Here is a 16,942-nt window from a genome sequence, read left to right on the forward strand (position 1 = left end):
CGGCCGCAGACTCCCCGGTGACGGAGTCGGCTTCCCGTTTCGCTGACCCAGCTGCTGACCCGCAGCGCGCCGCCGGCGCCGTCGCCGGGGACCACAGGCAAAGAGGAAGGCCCGTGCGAAAGCACGGGCCTTCCTCGTGTCGTCCCTATTCGGCGGCGTGTTCGACGAACTGGTGGTCGAAGCGCTTGCGGCGGCCGGTCCCGCCCTGCTGCCAGGGCTTGGGGCCCTCGAGCGGGCGGTAGCCGATGCCCATGGCGTGCAGGCGGACGAGGTGGTCGCTCAAGCGGTCGGTGACCGGGTTGGCCTCGCGCACGTCGAGGTTGGTCCAGCCGACCTCGGCGAGGACCGAGAGGCGCGGGAAGGCGGCGTATTCGACGTCCTCGGGGGTGGGCAGGTACTCCGACCACAGCTGGCACTGCACGCCGAGGACCTTGTCCGCGTCGATCCCGGGGGGCACCGGGTCCCAGCCTGCGACCTTGTCGACCGAGGTGTGGCCGTGGATGCGCAGGCGCTCTTCGGGGCCGTCGCCCTCGTAGTGGTCGTAGTAGCAGTACGGCTCGGGCGAGGCGATCACCTGGTGGCCCGCGGCGATGGCCTTCTTGACGTAGGCCTCGTTGCGCCATACCTGGACGACGGCCTCGGGCGGGGCGCCACCGTCGAGGACCTCGTCCCAGGCGATGACGTTCTTGCCCATGCCCTCCAGGTGGGCGCAGAAGGCCTTGGTGAACCAGGCCTGGACGCCGCGCACGTCCTCGATGCCCTCGCGCTCCATGAGCTCGCGGGCGACCGGGGAGGATTCCCATTGGGTCATCGGGACCTCGTCGCCGCCGATGTGGATGTACGGGCCCTCGAAGACCTCGGCGATGGCCGTGTAGGCCTCCAGCGCGAAGTCCAGGGACTCCTGGGTCGGCTCCAGGACCTCTTCGAAGACTCCGAACGTGGGGCAGACGGGGAGGTTCTGGCCCGCGCCGAGCTCGGGGTAGGCCGCGAGGACCGCGCGGGCGTGCCCGGGGAGGTTGACCTCGGGGACGATGAGGATGTGGCGCTCGCGAGCGTAGGAGGCGATCTCGCGCAGGTCGGGGACGGAGAGGAGCCCGCCGTGGGGGGTCGGCTCGTAGCCCTGCTCGGTGTCGCGGGCGTGGCCGATCTTGGTCTCGGCGCGCCAGGAGGCGATCTCGGCGAGCTTGGGACGCGAGGGGACGTCGAAGCGCCAGCCTTGGTCGTCGGTCAGGTGCAGGTGGACGACGTTGAGCCGGTGGAGCCAGGCCCGGTCGATCATCTTGAGGACGAAGTCCTTGGGCTGGAAGTGGCGGCAAAGGTCGAGCATGACGCCGCGCCAGCGCAGGCGCGGTTCGTCGTCGATCTCGACCAGCGGCACGATCGGGTCGGCGGCGGGGGCCTCGCGGAGCGCGTCCGGGGGCAGGAGCTGGCGGAACGTGGCGATGCCGCGGGCGATTCCGGCCGGGTGGGCGGCGGTGAGCTCGACGCCTTCGGGGGTGACGCTGAGCCGGTAGGCCTCGGCGGCGGTGGTGAGGTCGGCGGGGCGCTCGCCTTCGAGGCGGAAGCGGATCGCCGGTCCCTCGGCGGTGTCGACCACCGGGAGGCGCAGGCCAGTGCCGCGGGCGAGCCCGTCGGACAGGAGCCAGGCCAGCGAACGCAGGTCGGGCTCGGCGGCGATGGCGCTGAGGGTGCTCAGGTCGAGGTCGCCGCCTTCGGCGGTGAGCTGCTGCGGCTGCGGAATCAGCGAGATGCGGCGCTGCATGGTGCGGGGGCTCCTGTGATCGTGTGTTCAGAGTTGGTGTCGGCGTGGCTTCGCCGACGTGCCGGGGCGCGAGTCGCCGAGGCGGCCCGAACCGGGGTGCGAAGGGGGCGGGGAATCCGCTCCCACCGAAATAGTTCAGTTTATTTATAATATAGGGCCGCGCCGCGGTCGGCCAGTGCGGCGAACGGTTTGCCTGTATTTCCAAGAAGGCTCTGATTCCGTCCGACGCCCGGCTGACCGCGGCGCGCGGCTCGGGCCCTGCGGCCCGCTGCTGTTCGGTTGGGTGCTCGGTTCGGCCTACCGGACCACCGGCAACTGCTGGGTGCGGTCGGAGTCGGAGGGCTCGCGCTGCTTGTTGATGACCACCGGGGGCGGGTCCGACTCCAGCGACGCCGCCTCGAACGACGCCGACTCGAATGAAGGGGACTCGAACGAGGCCGACTCGAAGAGCCCGCTGAACGACATCGACGGGGCGGGCGAGGACGACTGCGACAGCGTCGGCTCGTCGTCGCCGGAGACCAGGCCCAGCTGGCGGCGCAGGTCGGTGAGGTTCGACCCGGCGCTGTCCCTTTGACGGGTCAGGGCCGCGACCTCCTCGGCCAGCGGCTGGACCAGCTCGGCGGCGCGCTCCTCGGCGCTGCGCCGCAGGCGCGCGGACTCCTTCTCGGCCTCGGCGCTGATGGTCTTGACCTGCTCGGCGGCCCGGTGCACGGCGTCCTTGGCGTGCTGCTCGGCCTCCTCGCGGCGCTCCAGGGCCCGGTTCTCGGCCGAGCGCGCGCGCTCCTCGGCGAGCGCGAGCCGGTCCTCGGCCTCGGACACGATCCGCTGCGCGGTCGCGATGGCCTGCTGGTGGCGGTCGGCCTCCTCCTTCTGGGCCCGCTCGCGCCGGTCGGCCTCGGCCAGAGCCAGTTCCTGGGTGCGCCGCTTGCGGTGCTCGGCGGCCTCGGCGAGGAGGCGCTGGGCGGCGCCGCGCTGCTCGTCGGCCTCGCGCGCGGCCAGCGCCCGCAGCTCGGTGACCTCGCGTTCGGCGGTGGCCCGTTCGACCGCGATCTCGCGACCGGCCTGCGAACGGGTCTTCTCGACGTCGGAGCGGGCCTGGCTCTGCGCGGTCTGGACCTCCCGGTGGGCGTCGGCCACGGCCAGATCGCGGTTGCGGCGGGTGTTCTCACGCAGTTCAGTGGTCTCGCCCACCGCGCGGGTGCGGATCTCGGCCACGTCCTGCTCGGTGGTCGCGGTGATCTCGGCGGCCTCGGCCTGGGCGGTGCGCATCATCGACTCGGCCTCGGCCCGGGCCTCGGTGAGCATCGCGGCGGCCTGGCGCTTCGCGTCGGCCTTCTGGACGCCCGCGTCCTGCTCGGCGGCCCGCAGGATCTTCTCGACGCGCGATCCGAGCCCGGCCAGGGTCGGCTGCTCGGCCTCGGCGATCTGCGTGGCCCGGTCGGCCACATGGCGTTCCAGGACGCTGATGCGCTCCTCTGCGCGACGCAACTGCTGCTCGGCCGCATCCAGCGTGCGCTGGGCCTCGTCGCGGTGCTGCTCGTGGGTTTTGATGTTCTGGTACAGCCGGGAGGCGAAATCGTCGACCTGATTGCGGTCGTAGCCGCGCATCGAGACGGCGAATTCGGGCCCGGTTTCCTCGAAGAATTTCGACATGGTCTTCCAGAGTCACAGGAAACGGTTGATGAATCATGATCACGCCTGAAGGGCCCGAAATCGGCGACGAACACGCCCGGGCCGCGTGTCGTGACGATTTCGTCCAGGACGAGGCAGGGCCCCGGCGATGCCGGGGCCCTGACTCGTTGTGGCGCTACCTCAAAGAGCCCTGTCGGTCTCGTCCTCGAAGTCGCCCATGATCTCTTCGAGGAGGTCCTCCATCGCGACCAGGCCGGTGACCTCGCGGTCCGCCCCGGTGACCAGCGCGAGCTGGGACCGCTGGCGGCGCATGAGCGCGACGGCGGCGGCCACGGTGGTGTCCTCGGTGACCAGCAGCGGAGCCGCGGCCAGGTCGGTCACCGGCACGCGCGGTGCGGCCTGGACGGCCTCGCGCACGTGGACCAGGCCCACGGGCCGCTCCTCGGCGTCGACCACGACCAGACGCGAGCGGCCGGTGGCGCGGCTGCGGTCCTCGGCGCAGGCCGCGTCGGCGTCGGCCCCGATCGTGACGACCTCGGCCCACGGGATCGCGACCTCGCCGACCCCGCGGCGCTGCACTTCGATGGCGTGCGTGAGCATCCGGTGCTCCGGCTCGCCGAGCATGCCCGCCTCGGCCGAAGAGCGCAGCAGGTACCGCAGCTCCTCGGGCGAATGGGCCTGGGCCTTCTCGTCGGCCGGCTCGACGTTGAACATCCGCAAGATCGCGTTCGCGCCCTGGTTGAGGCCCAGCAGGATCGGCTTGGTCAGCCACACGTAGGCGGTGAACGGCCAGATCAGCGCCATCGCCGAGGTCTCGGGGTGGGTGATGGCCCAGGACTTGGGCATCATCTCGCCCACGACCATGTGCAGGAACACCACGATGATCAGCGCGATCGCGAACGCGATCGGATGCGCGGCGGCCTCCAGGCCCACCGCCTGGAGCGGGACCTCGATCGCGTGCGCCAGGGCCGGTTCGGCCAGGGCGCCCAGGCCCACGGTGCAGGCGGTGATGCCCAGCTGCGCGCCCGCGAGCATGATCGAGAGGTTCTTGGTGCCGCGCAACGCGGCGCGGGCCGCGCGCGAGCCGTCCTGTTCGAGGCGGTGGGGCCGGGACGCGACCAGCGCGAACTCGGCGGCCACGAAGAACGCGTTCGCGATCAGCAGAAGCACGGAGATCAGGAGTGCGGGACCGGTGCTCACGCTTCGACCTCGCTCACCTGGGGCCGCAGCTCGACCGCTTGGGGCACATGGCGGGCGCACGAGACGACCACCAGGCGCACGCGCGGGGCGGCGCTGGACTCGCTCTCCTCGTCCTCGAAACCGGGGACGGTGTCGACCTCGACGGCGTCGCCTGGGTGGGCCACGCGGCCCAGCTCGGCCATGACCAGGCCCGCGATGGTCTCATAGTGCTCGCCTTCGGGCAGTTGCACGCCCGTGGCGTCGGCGACCTCGTCCACGCGCCAGCGGCCGGGGATGAGCCAGCCGCCGCCCGCGAGCGAGACCGGGACGGCCTCGAAGCGGTCCTGCTCGTCGCGGATCTCCCCCACCAGTTCCTCGGCGAGGTCTTCGAGGGTGACGATCCCGGCGAAGCCGCCGAACTCGTCGACCACGCACGCGAGCTGGCGGTGGCTGCCGCGCATCTCCTCCAAGAGCGTCGGCAGCGGCAGCGAGGCCGGGACCAGCAGCGCGGGGTCGGCGATCGCGGAGAGTCGGACCGTGCCGCGCTCGGTGCGGGGCACGGCGATGATCTGGCCGATGCCGACCACGCCGCGCAGGTCGTCCACGTCGTCGCCGACGACCGGGAAGCGGGAGTGCCCGCCGGCCAGAGCGGCGACCGCCTCGTCCACGGTCGCCTCGGCGGGGAGGGTGTGCACGTTGACGCGGGGGGTCATCGCCTGCTCGGCGACGGTGTCGGAGAAGTCCAGGCCGCGGTCGAGCAGCTCGGAGAGCTCCTCGTCGAGCGAGCCCTCGTCACGCGAGAGGTCGATGATGCGGTGGAGGTCCTCGGCGGTGGCGTTGTTGTCGAGCTCTTCGACCGCGTGGATGCCCAGGAGCCGCAGCAGCCGTGTCGAGGCGGTGTCGAAGAAGCGGATGAGCGGCCCGCACACCGTCAGGTAGGCGCTCGTGGGCGCGGCCAGCGCGAGCGCGAGCCATTCGGTGCGGGCGATCGCGAGGTTCTTGGGGCCGAGCTCGCCGAGGATCATCTGGACCACGTTCGCGAACAGGAACGCGATGGTGACGCCCACGGTGACCGACACGGCGGCCGGGACTCCGGCGAGGCCGAGGAGGTCGGCGAGGCCCTGGCCGAGGTAGGGCTCGGCGAAGAAGCCCACGAACAGGGCGGTGACGGTGATGCCGAGCTGCGCGCCCGAGAGCGCGAACGAGAGGCTCGTGCAGATTTTGAGGGCCCGGCGGGCCCTGGCGGCCCGTTTGGGATCGGGCCCGGCCGCGAGGTCTTCCAGTTTGGACCGGTCGACGGCGGTGTAGGCGAATTCAAGCGCCACGAAGAAGCCCGTGGCTGCGGTCACCGCCAAGATGATGAACAATCCGATGGCTATGAGCACGGCTCAAGCCTTTCGGAAGGCTCCGATACAAGGCGCCCGCAGCGGGGCTGCGGACTTCGGGTTCGTCGTCGTTTTCGTCGCATGGGCCCGATCTTAACGGCGCGCGCGCGAAAGGCAAGCGGTCATCCTTGTTCGCCTCGCCATAGGACGATGTCGGTCGAGCGGGCGAACGGGCCGGCCATCGCGCGCAGCTCGGCGAGCTGGACGCGGGTGCGGTGGAGCTCCTCGGCGAGGCCCTCGATGCGGGCGGCGGCCTCGGCCCTGACGGCGTGGACTTCGCGTTCGAGGTCCATGATGCGTTTGATCCCGGCGAGGTTGACGCCCTCGTCCTGGCTCAGGCGCTGGACCTCGCGCAGGCGGGTGACGTCGCGCACCGAGTAGCGGCGCCCGCCCCCGGGGGTGCGGGCCGGTTCGACCAGGCCGATCCGGTCGTACTGGCGCAGGGTCTGCGGGTGCATGCCGGCCATCTCGGCGGCGGCGGAGATCGCGAGGATCTTGGCGTCGAAGTCGATGTCGTCGGGGGTCACGGTTCCCTCCTTCGCTCGGTCGTGGGTGGGCCGGTGCCGTTCCACTCGTGCAACGTCATTGGCCGGTGAGCTGTTCCAGTCTGGCGCGGTCGGCGGGCGGGGCGGCGGCGGCGTACTGCTCCAGGGCCGCTTTGGCCTCGTCGCTGAGGGAGGCGGGGACCTCGACGTCGACGGTGACCAGCAGGTCGCCCTTGCCGGGGACGCCGCGGCCCTTGACGCGCAGGACGCGGCCGGTCGGGGTCCCTTCGGGGATGCGCAGGGTCACCGGGCCGTCGAGGGTGGGGACCTTGACCTTCGCGCCGAGTGCGGCCTCGGGGAAGGACACGGGGAGGCGAAGGGTGACGTTGTCGCCGTCGCGGGCGAACAGCGGGTGGGCGCGGACGGTGACGCGCACGAGCAGGTCGCCCGCGGGGCCGCCCTTCTCGCCGGGCGATCCGCGACCGGCCAGGCGGATCGACTGGCCGTCGCCGATCCCGGCCGGGACCCGGACGGTGATGACGCGTTCCTTGGTGGTGGCGCCGGTGCCGCCGCAGTCGGGGCACGGGTCGGTGACCACGGTGCCGGTGCCCTCGCAGTCGGGGCAGGGCTGGGCGAAGCTGAACGCGCCCTGGTTCTCGGTGACCAGGCCGCGGCCGTTGCACTTGGGGCAGGTGGTGGGTGCCGTGCCGGGCTTGGCGCCCGAGCCGTGGCAGGTCTCGCACTCGCCGGGGGCCCGCATGCGGATGTCGGTGGTGGTGCCCTGCACCGCGTCGGCGAAGTCGAGGGTGATATGGGTGCGCAGGTCGCCCCCGCGCTGCGCGGAGGTGCGGCGGCCCGAGCCGCGGGAGAAGATGTCGCCGAACAGGTCGGAGAACCCGCCGGAGCCCCCGGATCCGCCGAAGAGGTCTTCGAGGTTGATGCCGCCGGGGGCCGCGTGGGCGCCGCCCCGCATGCCGCCACTGTGCATGCCGCCGAATCCGCCTCGGCCGGACTTCATCAGCTGGATCTGGTCGTACTCGGAGCGGGACTTGTCGTCGTGGAGGACCGAGTAGGCCTCCGAGACGCCCTTGAAGCGCTCCTCGGCGTCGGGGTCGGGGTTGTGGTCGGGGTGCAGCTCGCGGGCGAGCTTGCGGTAGGCCTTCTCGATGTCCTTCTTGGACGAGTCCTGAGGCACGCCGAGCACGGCGTAGAAGTCCTTCTCAAGCCACTCTTGCGATGCCACAGCGCCTCCTTCGGAACCGATCGGGCCGGGGGTCGCCGGGGCCCGCCGCCGCAGCGGCGGGCCCACGACGCGCTACTTCTTCTTTTTCTTGCCCTTGTCCTGGTCGCCTTCGGGCTCGTCTTCAGCCTCGGCGGTGTCCTCAGTGGACTCCGATTCGGCCGGTTCGGGCTCGTCGGCCGCTTCGGGCTCCTCCGGCGCCTCGGCTTCGACCGGCTCGGCCTCGGGGGCCTCCTCGGGTTCGGCCTCGGGCTCGGCGGCGGGCGGCTCGTCGAGCGGTTCGGCCACCGCGACCAGCGCCGGGCGCAGCAGCTTCTCGCCGAGGAGGTAGCCCGAACGCATCACGTCGATGCAGGTCGGGCCGTCCACGTCGGGCATCTGCATGTGCGCCACGGCCTCGTGGATCTGCGGGTCGAACCGGTCGCCCTTCTCGCCGAAGGACTCCAGACCGTGCTTCGCCAAAGCGTTGAGCAACTGCTCCGCGACCGAGCCGAAGGGGCCGTTGAGGTCCCCGTGGCTGCGGGCGCGGTCCAGGTCGTCGAGCACCGGCAGCAGCGATTGCAGCACCGCGGCCGTGGCCAGCTCACCGGAGCGGGCCTTGTCGCGCTCGACGCGCTTGCGGTAGTTCTGGAACTCCGCGGTGATGCGTTGCAGGTCTCGGGTCCGCTCCTCGAGCGTCGCCTGGAGGACGGTGACCGCGTCGTCGGCGGCCTGGCCGTCATCGGAAGCGGCGCCCAGGATGTCGTCGACGGTCAACTCGTCGTCGCCGTCCCCGCCCGAGCCTTCCGGCTCCGGCGGGTGCTGCTCCTCTTGGCCCGCGCCCTCGCTCACTTCTGGTCCTTGTCCTCGTCGACGATCTCGGCGTCGACGACGTCGTCGGCGCCGGGGGCCTCGCCGCCGGCCGGCGGCGGGGTGGCCTGATCGGACTGCGCGGCCGCGTACATCGCCTGGCCGGCCTCCTGGCTGACCTTGGACAGCTCCTCGGTGGCGTTCTTGATGGCCTCGATGTCGCTGCCGCCCAGAGCGCCCTTGAGGGTGGCGGTGGCCTCGTTCATGCGGCCCTTGAGCTCCTCGGGGACCTTGTCGCCGGACTCGGCGAGCAGCTTCTCGGTCTGGTAGACCAGGGACTCGCCCATGTTGCGGGTCTCGGCCTCCTCCTTGCGCTGCCGGTCCTCCTCGGCGTGCTCCTCGGCCTCGGACATCATCCGCTGGATGTCGTCCTTGCCGAGGCTGGAGCCGCCCGAGATGGTCATGGACTGGGCCTTGCCGGTGGCGGAGTCCTTCGCCGAGACGTTCACGATGCCGTTGGCGTCGATGTCGAAGGTGACCTCGACCTGCGGGACGCCGCGGGGCGCCGGGGGCAGGCCGGTGAGCTCGAAGGTGCCGAGCTTCTTGTTGTAGGCCGCGATCTCCCGCTCGCCCTGGAAGACCTGGATGAGCACCGAGGGCTGGTTGTCGTCAGCGGTGGTGAAGACCTCGGAGCGCTTGGTCGGGATCGTGGTGTTGCGCTCGATGAGCTTGGTGAAGATCCCGCCCTTGGTCTCGATGCCCAGGCTCAGCGGGGTGACGTCGAGGAGCAGCACGTCCTTGACCTCGCCCTTGAGGACTCCGGCCTGGAGGGTGGCGCCGATCGCGACGACCTCGTCAGGGTTGACGCCCTTGTGCGCGTCACGCCCGATGAGGCGCTTGACCAGGTCGGACACGGCGGGCATGCGGGTCGAGCCGCCCACCAGCAGCACGTGGTCGATCTCGGAGACGTTGATCCCGGCGTCCTTGACGGCCTGCTCGAACGGCTTCTTGCAGCGGTCGAGGAGGTCGGAGGTCATCTGCTCGAACTCGGCGCGCGAGAGCGACACGTCCAGGTGCAGGGGGCCGTCGGGGCCCGCGGTGATGTAGGGCAGGTTGATCGAGGTCTGGGTCGCCGACGACAGCTCGATCTTGGCCTTCTCGGCGGCCTCCTTGAGGCGCTGCATGGCCATCTTGTCCTTGGACAGGTCCACGCCGTACTGGCCGTTGAAGGTCTTGACCAGGTGCTGGATGACCCGCTCGTCCCAGTCGTCACCACCGAGGTGGTTGTCGCCCGAGGTGGCCTTGACCTGGATCACGCCGTCGGCGATCTCCAGCAGGGACACGTCGAAGGTGCCGCCGCCGAGGTCGAAGACCAGAATGGTCTGCTCTTCCTCGCCCTTGTCGAGGCCGTAGGACAGCGCGGCCGAGGTGGGCTCGTTGATGACGCGCAGGACGTTGAGCCCGGCGATCTCACCGGCCTCCTTCGTGGCGGTGCGCTGCGCGTCGGAGAAGTAGGCCGGGACGGTGACGACCGCGTCGGTCACGTTCTCGCCCAGGTAGGCCTCGGCGTCGCGCTTGAGCTTCATGAGGATGCGCGCGCTGATCTCCTGCGCGGTGTACGACTTGCCGTCGATGTCGACGGTCCAGTCGGTGCCCATGTGGCGCTTGACCGAACGGATGGTGCGGTCGGGGTTGGTGACCGCCTGGCGCTTGGCCACTTCGCCGACCAGCACTTCGCCGTTCTTGGCGAAGGCCACGATGGACGGGGTGGTCCTCGCCCCCTCGGCATTGGTGATGACCGTGGCCTCCCCGCCTTCGAGGACGCTGACCACGGAGTTCGTCGTGCCGAGGTCGATACCGACCGCACGTGCCATGTTGATCTCCTGACGTAGTCGAACAGAGGTCTCCAGATAGCGGAGATGACTTTCTGCCTCAAGCGGCCGGGCGGGAACCCCGAACCAAGTTGAGCCGGATAGACTCAATGTTCTGTCGGGTGTTCCCGACTGTCAAGGAGAACTCGGCGATTGTGACGAACCACACTAAAGTTGAGTCGGGTCGACTCAACTCTGTCCGATCCTAGCGGACTCCGGCGGGGACTTCGCCCGCGAACTCGCAGCACTCGGTGAGCAGGTCGTCGGCGATCTTCCAGGTGTCGCACGGCCAGGCCTGCTTGCACGAGGCGCAGTCGATGCCGAGCAGCTGCTCGGGCAGGTGGTCGCGCCACATCGCCGAGGCCAGGGCCCACCCGGTGATCTCGGTGATCCCGGCGGGCGCCTCCAGCGGCGGGGGCTGCTCCACGGAGAACAGCTTGGAGGGCTCCTCGCGGTGGGCGCGCCTGGCGCGGGCGGGGATGGGGACGACCATCGAGGCCTGCTCGGCGGCGGCCTCGGCGACCGGGTCGGCGGTGTGCCGCGACCGGCGCGGCGGGGCACTGCGATCCTGGCGCGGCAGCCCACGCCCCCCTTCGGGCGCGTCGACGTCATTCGACGCCGGCCTCGCTGAATGCTGCATGCTCACGCTATCTCCTCATTCGCCTTCACTTCCGTGCCCTCCGTACGCTTCCCTCCGGTTTAACGGTCGAACGCCCCGAAGGACACGGCCACCCACCCTGGGCACCCTAGACGACACCCGCCCAAACCGCGCGCGATCGAACGGGTGGACGACGCGCGGCGGGCGGTCGCCGAGGATTCGCCCGCAATTCAGGCGCGCTTCCACTGTTCGTCATGGCGGGGGCGGGGTAGCGTGGGATTCGGAGACTGGGCCGTAAAGGCTTGAGGGGCAATACTTCTGGGGCCCCTGAGGTTTGGCGCTGCGTTCTCACAGCAGAGTTACCGAGACCGCACTCTTTGCACCAGAAGGGTGTTGAGCTGGGGTTTCAACCTTGTAACTAACCCGAAGAGTCGATTAACTTTGGGTTACGATGACCGTTTTGTCAGAAGACGCGTTTTTCGTGTGTGGCATCATTGGTTCATGCAGTCTCCTTCAGAAGAAGTACAATGGACGGTTGACGGTGGATTGATCACGCCCTACTTCGAAACGAAGACCACCCTCACCCGCAGCGCCGGGGCCGACCCCCAGCGCGACCACGTCTACATCTACGGGCTGGAGCTTCGCGGCGACGGCGAGATCGCCATGCGGTTCCGGCCCGAGCACCGCCTCCAGCACGCCGAAGCCTCGCTGACCATCCGCGTCGACGAGGACCACTGGGTCAAGACCGGCGCCGAGTACCTCGGCGGGCAGCACCTGGTCAGCACCGTCACCACCCGCGGCCACACCGACTGGTCGCTCTCCCCTGTCGACACCGAGTCCGACGAGATCTGGCTGCGGCTCATCCGCTCCGGCGGGACCGTGTCCGTCGCCCACGCCGAGGACGGCCTGGACTACACCACCATCGCCTCGACCTATCTGCCCGGCGGCGTGCCAGCTCTGGCGGGCATCGCCAGCCCCCACCCGGTCTCCGAGACCTTCTGGGACGCGGCGCAAGACCTCGACATCGACGTCGAGTAGCAAGTGCGGCAAGGAAGTTCAGCGCCCCGGCCGAAGGGGTCCGGAGAGCGCTGAGCATAGAGGTCGAGGCCGGTGGGCCGGCGCAGCCGGGGCGGATTCGACCTGTGTGCTCAGCGACGAGCGGCACCAGAACGCGAGCGGCGCGGCCGGATGCGAAAGCATCCGGCCGCGCCTTTTCTCCATGACGCGCGCCTCCCGGCGTATCAAGCGCCGGACCGGGAGCCGCGGGAGGCTCCTACTCGAACAGCGTCGCGTAGGTCTGGAAGGCCGTGGCGACCTCGACCTGATGCCAGTACCGGTGGTAGTTGAACTCGGGCGCGGGGCCCGTGCAACCGCCGTCGATGTAGGCCTGGACCTGGTCCCAGCCGTCGAACTCGGTCATGAAGGACCGGGTCTCGATGAACGTGACCCCGTTCTCCAACACGTCGCCGTTGGGCATGGTGCCGGTCCAGCCCTGCGGGATGTAGACCTCGTCGCCGAAGCGGCAGTAGTCCGCGCGCTGCTCGGGCTGGGTCACGCCGATGCCGTCGTTGGTCTCCCACAGGACGTCCAGCAGGTTCGACGCCGCCTCTTGCGAGACGGTGTCGCCGGTGGCCGCCGCGTGGTAGGACAGGATCTTCGCGAACGCGCCCGCCACACCCGGGTCCTCGGACATCGAGCTCACCGAGACGGACAGGCCCGCTCCGGGCTCGCCGCTCCAGTCCAGGTCACCGGGGATGCTGTAACCGGTCGCGGTGATCTCGCTCTCGGACAGCGCCCAGTCGACCCAGGCGTCGAGGATGTCGCACGCACGGGCGTCGCCGGTCTCCAGGCAGAGCTGGGCCGTGCGGTCCATGCCCCAGGCCTGGAAGCCGAACCAGCGGTTCGACGGCGGGTCGTGCCAGACGGGCTGCTCGTCGTAGTACAGGCCCTCGTGCTCGGCCGACGACGTCGGGGTGCCGTAGTTGCCGCCCCAGTTGTTCGTCGCGCCGCCCGCGATCGCGCCCGCGCCCTGCGCGCCGGCCGGGACCTGGAGCCATTCCAGGAAGTCCAGCTGCGCGTCCAGGCTCTGCGCCCAGTCGGCCGCCGCGGTCGGCGAGTCCGGCGCCAGGCCGCCCTCGGAGAGCGCGTAGGCGGCCATGACGTTCTGGTAGCCCTGGTGGACACCGGAACCGCCGATGCGGTACGACCAGTCGCCGTTGATCCCCGCGCCCCACGAGTAGTACCAGCTCATGAGGTAGTGGAACGAGTCCTTGCCGGTGCCGTTGGCGCAGTTCTCGATGCCGATGCAGTCGCCGGCGATCTGCTTGAAGTACTTGTCGGCCATCGCGTACCGCAGGAAGTCGCCCATCTTGGACGCGTTGTCGAGCGACCCGGAGATCGCCGACGCCTGGCCCTGCTCCTCGGCCCACTGCTGCGCCATCCACGCGACCTGCACGGCGCGCGCGTCGGCGTCGGGGGCGTTGGTGTACCGCTGCTGCTGCGAGTACTGCTCGTCACCCACGAACAGGTCCAGGAAGCCGTTCGGGCCGCCGAAGTCGAAGGTCTCGCACGAGGGGTGCGCGACCGTCTCCCACGTCGACTCCTGCGAGCCGCGCTGGAACGTGTTCATGTAGGCGGGCTCGGTGGTCCCGTCGCCGCACTCGCCGAAGCCGTAGGCGTTGTCCACGTCCAGGATCCAGTGCATGCCGTAGATCTGGTTCGAGCCGTAGGTCGAGCGCAGCTCGGCCCCCAGCGGGTCGACGCCGACCGGGGCGTCGAAGTCGATCTGCGTCGGGTAGTCGGTGACCGAGTCGGACTCCGGGGCGTACGAGGCCGGGGAGCTCGGGTCGTAGTTGGTCGGGTTCAGGTCCGGGATCGCGTACTGCTCGGTCACGTCCCAGGCGTTGTTGTACCCGCTCCAGTCACCGGTGACCTGGCCGTAGGCCGCTTCGAGCCACATCAGGTAGCTCAAGGCCTCCGACGTGGTCTCGTGGCCGTAGTCCGGCGCCTCGACGATGAGCTCCTCCACCGAGTGGTAGGGGACGCCCGTCTCGTGCAGATACGGCGAGTCGGAGCCGGTGAGCTGGTCGTACAGGGTGAGGAAGCGCTCCTCGTTCAGCGTGACCTCGCCCAGGTCGGCGACCGTGACGGCCACGTCGAGCGAGTCGAAGCCGGGAGCGGCGACCGTGAAGGTGGCCGAAGCGCCCGGCTCGGCGCCCTCGGCGGCGCTGAAGACGACCGGGCGGGCGGCCGAGTCGCCGGCGGCGAACGCGAGCGAGTCACCGGCCGAGACGGTGATGTCGGTCGAACCCGAGGTGCGGGTGGTGGTGACGGTGGTGGCCGATTCGATCGCCGAGGAGAACCCGACGTCGACCGAGGCGGTGGCGCCCGCGTCGACCACGACGTTCGCGCGCGAGACGGTGAGGGCGGCCTCGACCGGCTCCTCGGAGCCGTCGCAGGACTCGCCGTTGACGGTGATCCCGGTCGGCGCGGTGGCCGAGCCCGAAGCGATGAAGCCGAAGACCTCCCGGGACTGGCCCGAGGAGATCGAGCCGTTCCAGCCCACGTCAGAGCCGGAGAAGCGGGCCCCGCTCTGGCTCCAGTCCACGTTCCACGCGCTGGTGACCTGGGTGCCCGAGGGGAAGTCCCATTCGATGTCCCAGCCGCTCAGTCCGGCGTCGCCGCCGGTGAGGACGACGTTGGCCTGGAAGCCGCCGCCCCAGGTCGAGACGACGTTGTAGTCGACCCCGCCGCAGTACTGCGCGGCGAAGGCCTGGGGTGCGGCCACCGCCGCGAAGGTGCCCACGAGGGCCACCGGCAGCGTCACCGCCGCGGTCCGGCGCCATCGGCGCCTGGGCCGCGGCGGGGCCAGATTGTCGAGATCCATTTGGCTGCTCCTGAGAGTGGTATGTCCGGTTTCGTGGGAGCGCTCATGCCGGGTACTCGCTTGCCGAATCGCACGAGTGGAACGAAACGGACCACGAAGCGGAAGCGCTCCCAAGTCATGCTCCCAAGATGCGTCCCGAAATGTCAATACATTGACAACTCTGAATTTAATCGTTTCGACGCGGAAGGATCGCGGGCTAGCGGCGTTCTCCCAGTTCAACGGCTTGTACCCGCGAGGTCATAGTTATAGATCCGCGATCTTCGATTCCCAGCGTCCGATGAGGGCGGTAACAAGCGAGTAACGACCTTCACATCCGGGCTTGCATCGTGGAACACGCTCCCGTACGCTACTGGTATCGCTCCCAAGGGCGATCGCCTCGGCGGTTTCAGTCCGCGGGCCGCCGCGCACTTACGGCGGCCCGCATCCGAACCCCCTTGCGCACCAACACCATCCCTCGCAACCCCTCTGCACACACGTGGCGCCGACCAGGCGCCTGGAAGGAACCGGCAACGATGCATCTCCTCAAACGACAGCACGGCAGGGTGGCACTCGCGGCCGCCGCCGCCGGAGCGCTCGCGCTCACCTCCGCCTGCTCGGGCGGTGACGACGGCGACGACGGCCTGAACAAGGACGGCAAGATCGTCCTCACCGTCTCCACGTTCAACACCTTCGGCTACGTCCAGGCCGGTTTCGAGGCCGAGTACGAGGCCGCGAACGAGAACATCGACGTGGTCTTCGAAGGCGACGGCGTGGGCTTCGACGACGCCTACCGCCCCGCCCTGGAGACCGCGCTCGACGCCGGATCGGGCTTCGGCGACGTCGTGGCCATGGACGAGCAGGCCACGCCGCAGCTGTTCCAGAACGGCGACCTGTGGTACGACCTGAGCGCGTACGAGAGCCGCTCGGCCGACTACACCGAGAACACCTGGAACCTCGGCCACACCCCCGACGACAAGCTCGTGGGCCTGGGCACCGACATCGGCGGCATGGCCATGTGCTACCGCGCCGACCTGTTCGAGGCCGCCGGGCTCCCGGCCGACCGCGACTCGGTCGCCGCGGCCTGGGCCGACTGGGACGGCTTCAAGGCCCTCGCCCAGCAGTACGTCGACGCCGACACCGGCACCGCGTTCCTCGACAACGGCACCCAGCTCCAGAACGTGCTCTTGAGCCAGTTCGCGGGCACCGGCGACGGCGAGATGTACGTCGACAACGACGGGAACCTCACCCTCGACTCCGCGGCCGCGACCGCATCGCTCGACCTCGTCCTCGAACTCACCGAGATGGGCGCGATCGGCAACTTCCCGACCTGGGGCGAGGAGTGGTTCGCCGCGATGGCCGAGGGCGGCTACGCGGTCACCCCGTGCCCGGGCTGGATGGCCACCGCGGTCATCGAGCCCAACTCGGGTGAGGACAACGCCGGCAAGTGGGACATGGCCGCCGCGCCCGGCGTGGCCGGCAACTGGGGCGGCTCGTTCCTGGCAGTCCCGGCCGCGGGCAAGCACACCGAGGAAGCCGCCGCGCTGGCCTCCTGGCTGACCGAGCCCGAGCAGCAGATCCGGGTCTTCGAGGCGGTCGGCAACTTCCCGTCCTCGCCCGCCGCGCAGGCCGACCCCCGCGTCGCCGACTCCTCCAGCGAGTACTTCAGCGGGGCCCCGACCGGGCAGATCCTCAGCGCCTCGATCCAGTCCTTCCAGGCCCTGGAGTACTCGTACTTCCACCCGCCGGTGAAGGGCGCGGTCGAGACGACCATCAACGGGATCGTGGACGGCTCGGTGCCGCTGGAGGACGCTCGCAGCGCCATCCAGTCCGCCGCTGAGGACGCGATCCAGCTGGCCGGCGCCGGCCTGTAGCGCCACCGGCCCGGGCCTGACCCGGGCCGACGATCCGGCAGTGCCGGTCCCCGGTTCGCAAGCGGTGCTTGCGGACCGGGGACCGGGGCCGGGATCCAGCGCCGCCGTGAGGACACGGCGCCGAACGACCACCGGCATTCGTTCGGCGCACCTCCCCAGGACCCGGGTCCTCCGGCCGCGTCGTGTCGGCCCGCCGCGCCCCAACCCGCGGCGGGCCGGCTCCCTCTCGAAGTCCACAGCGGACCCGGAGCCTCGGCGCAGGCGG

12 protein-coding genes are annotated in these 16,942 nt (G+C 70.2%); 2 read left to right on the top strand and 10 right to left on the bottom strand.

Going from position 1 to position 16,942, the window contains the following annotated elements:
- Positions 1–145: 145 nt before the first annotated feature.
- From AB0B28_RS04935 to AB0B28_RS04975, 9 genes are all read right to left on the bottom strand, one after another.
- On the bottom strand, positions 146–1,762 hold the full coding sequence (locus AB0B28_RS04935) for a beta-N-acetylhexosaminidase (protein WP_360116613.1): 1,617 nt from the start codon (positions 1,760–1,762) through the stop codon (positions 146–148).
- A 297-nt stretch (positions 1,763–2,059) separates the two neighbouring features.
- Complete coding sequence (locus tag AB0B28_RS04940) at positions 2,060–3,415, bottom strand: cell division protein DivIVA (RefSeq protein WP_360116615.1); 1,356 nt, start codon at positions 3,413–3,415, stop codon at positions 2,060–2,062.
- A 159-nt stretch (positions 3,416–3,574) separates the two neighbouring features.
- Positions 3,575–4,594: a hemolysin family protein gene (locus tag AB0B28_RS04945; RefSeq protein WP_360116618.1), complete on the bottom strand. Its 1,020-nt coding sequence runs from the start codon at positions 4,592–4,594 to the stop codon at positions 3,575–3,577.
- On the bottom strand, positions 4,591–5,958 hold the full coding sequence (locus tag AB0B28_RS04950) for a hemolysin family protein (protein ID WP_360116621.1): 1,368 nt from the start codon (positions 5,956–5,958) through the stop codon (positions 4,591–4,593). The genes AB0B28_RS04945 and AB0B28_RS04950 overlap by 4 nt, the downstream gene beginning before the upstream one ends.
- Before the next feature lie 122 nt (positions 5,959–6,080).
- Complete coding sequence (locus tag AB0B28_RS04955; RefSeq protein WP_360116624.1) at positions 6,081–6,485, bottom strand: helix-turn-helix transcriptional regulator; 405 nt, start codon at positions 6,483–6,485, stop codon at positions 6,081–6,083.
- Positions 6,486–6,540: 55 nt separating this feature from the next.
- A complete protein-coding gene (gene dnaJ / locus AB0B28_RS04960; RefSeq protein WP_360116627.1) occupies positions 6,541–7,686 on the bottom strand; it encodes a molecular chaperone DnaJ in 1,146 nt (381 codons plus the stop codon).
- Positions 7,687–7,758: 72 nt separating this feature from the next.
- Positions 7,759–8,514, bottom strand: coding sequence for a nucleotide exchange factor GrpE (gene grpE / locus AB0B28_RS04965; RefSeq protein ID WP_360116630.1), 756 nt, complete (start codon positions 8,512–8,514; stop codon positions 7,759–7,761).
- Positions 8,511–10,346 carry a molecular chaperone DnaK gene (gene dnaK / locus AB0B28_RS04970; protein WP_360116633.1) on the bottom strand — a complete coding sequence of 612 codons (1,836 nt, stop codon included), beginning with the start codon at positions 10,344–10,346 and terminating at the stop codon, positions 8,511–8,513. Before dnaK ends, grpE begins: the two co-directional genes overlap by 4 nt.
- A 202-nt stretch (positions 10,347–10,548) precedes the next feature.
- On the bottom strand, positions 10,549–10,989 hold the full coding sequence (locus AB0B28_RS04975; protein WP_360116636.1) for a hypothetical protein: 441 nt from the start codon (positions 10,987–10,989) through the stop codon (positions 10,549–10,551).
- 453 nt (positions 10,990–11,442) lie between these two features.
- Here AB0B28_RS04975 and AB0B28_RS04980 point away from each other — a divergent pair, with 453 nt between their 5' ends.
- Entirely contained in the window at positions 11,443–11,979 is a 537-nt protein-coding gene (locus AB0B28_RS04980; protein WP_360116639.1) for a DUF1349 domain-containing protein, read from the top strand.
- A gap of 235 nt (positions 11,980–12,214) precedes the next feature.
- Here AB0B28_RS04980 and AB0B28_RS04985 read toward each other — a convergent pair whose 3' ends face one another.
- Positions 12,215–14,827, bottom strand: coding sequence for a glycoside hydrolase family 48 protein (locus AB0B28_RS04985; protein WP_360116642.1), 2,613 nt, complete (start codon positions 14,825–14,827; stop codon positions 12,215–12,217).
- 512 nt (positions 14,828–15,339) lie between these two features.
- Here AB0B28_RS04985 and AB0B28_RS04990 point away from each other — a divergent pair.
- The gene (locus tag AB0B28_RS04990; protein WP_360116645.1) at positions 15,340–16,677 is read left to right on the top strand and encodes an extracellular solute-binding protein; all 1,338 of its coding nucleotides are present in this window, start codon (positions 15,340–15,342) and stop codon (positions 16,675–16,677) included.
- Positions 16,678–16,942: the final 265 nt, after the last annotated feature.

The sequence above is a fragment of the Glycomyces sp. NPDC046736 genome, from assembly GCF_040645615.1.
GTDB lineage: Bacteria > Actinomycetota > Actinomycetes > Mycobacteriales > Micromonosporaceae > Glycomyces.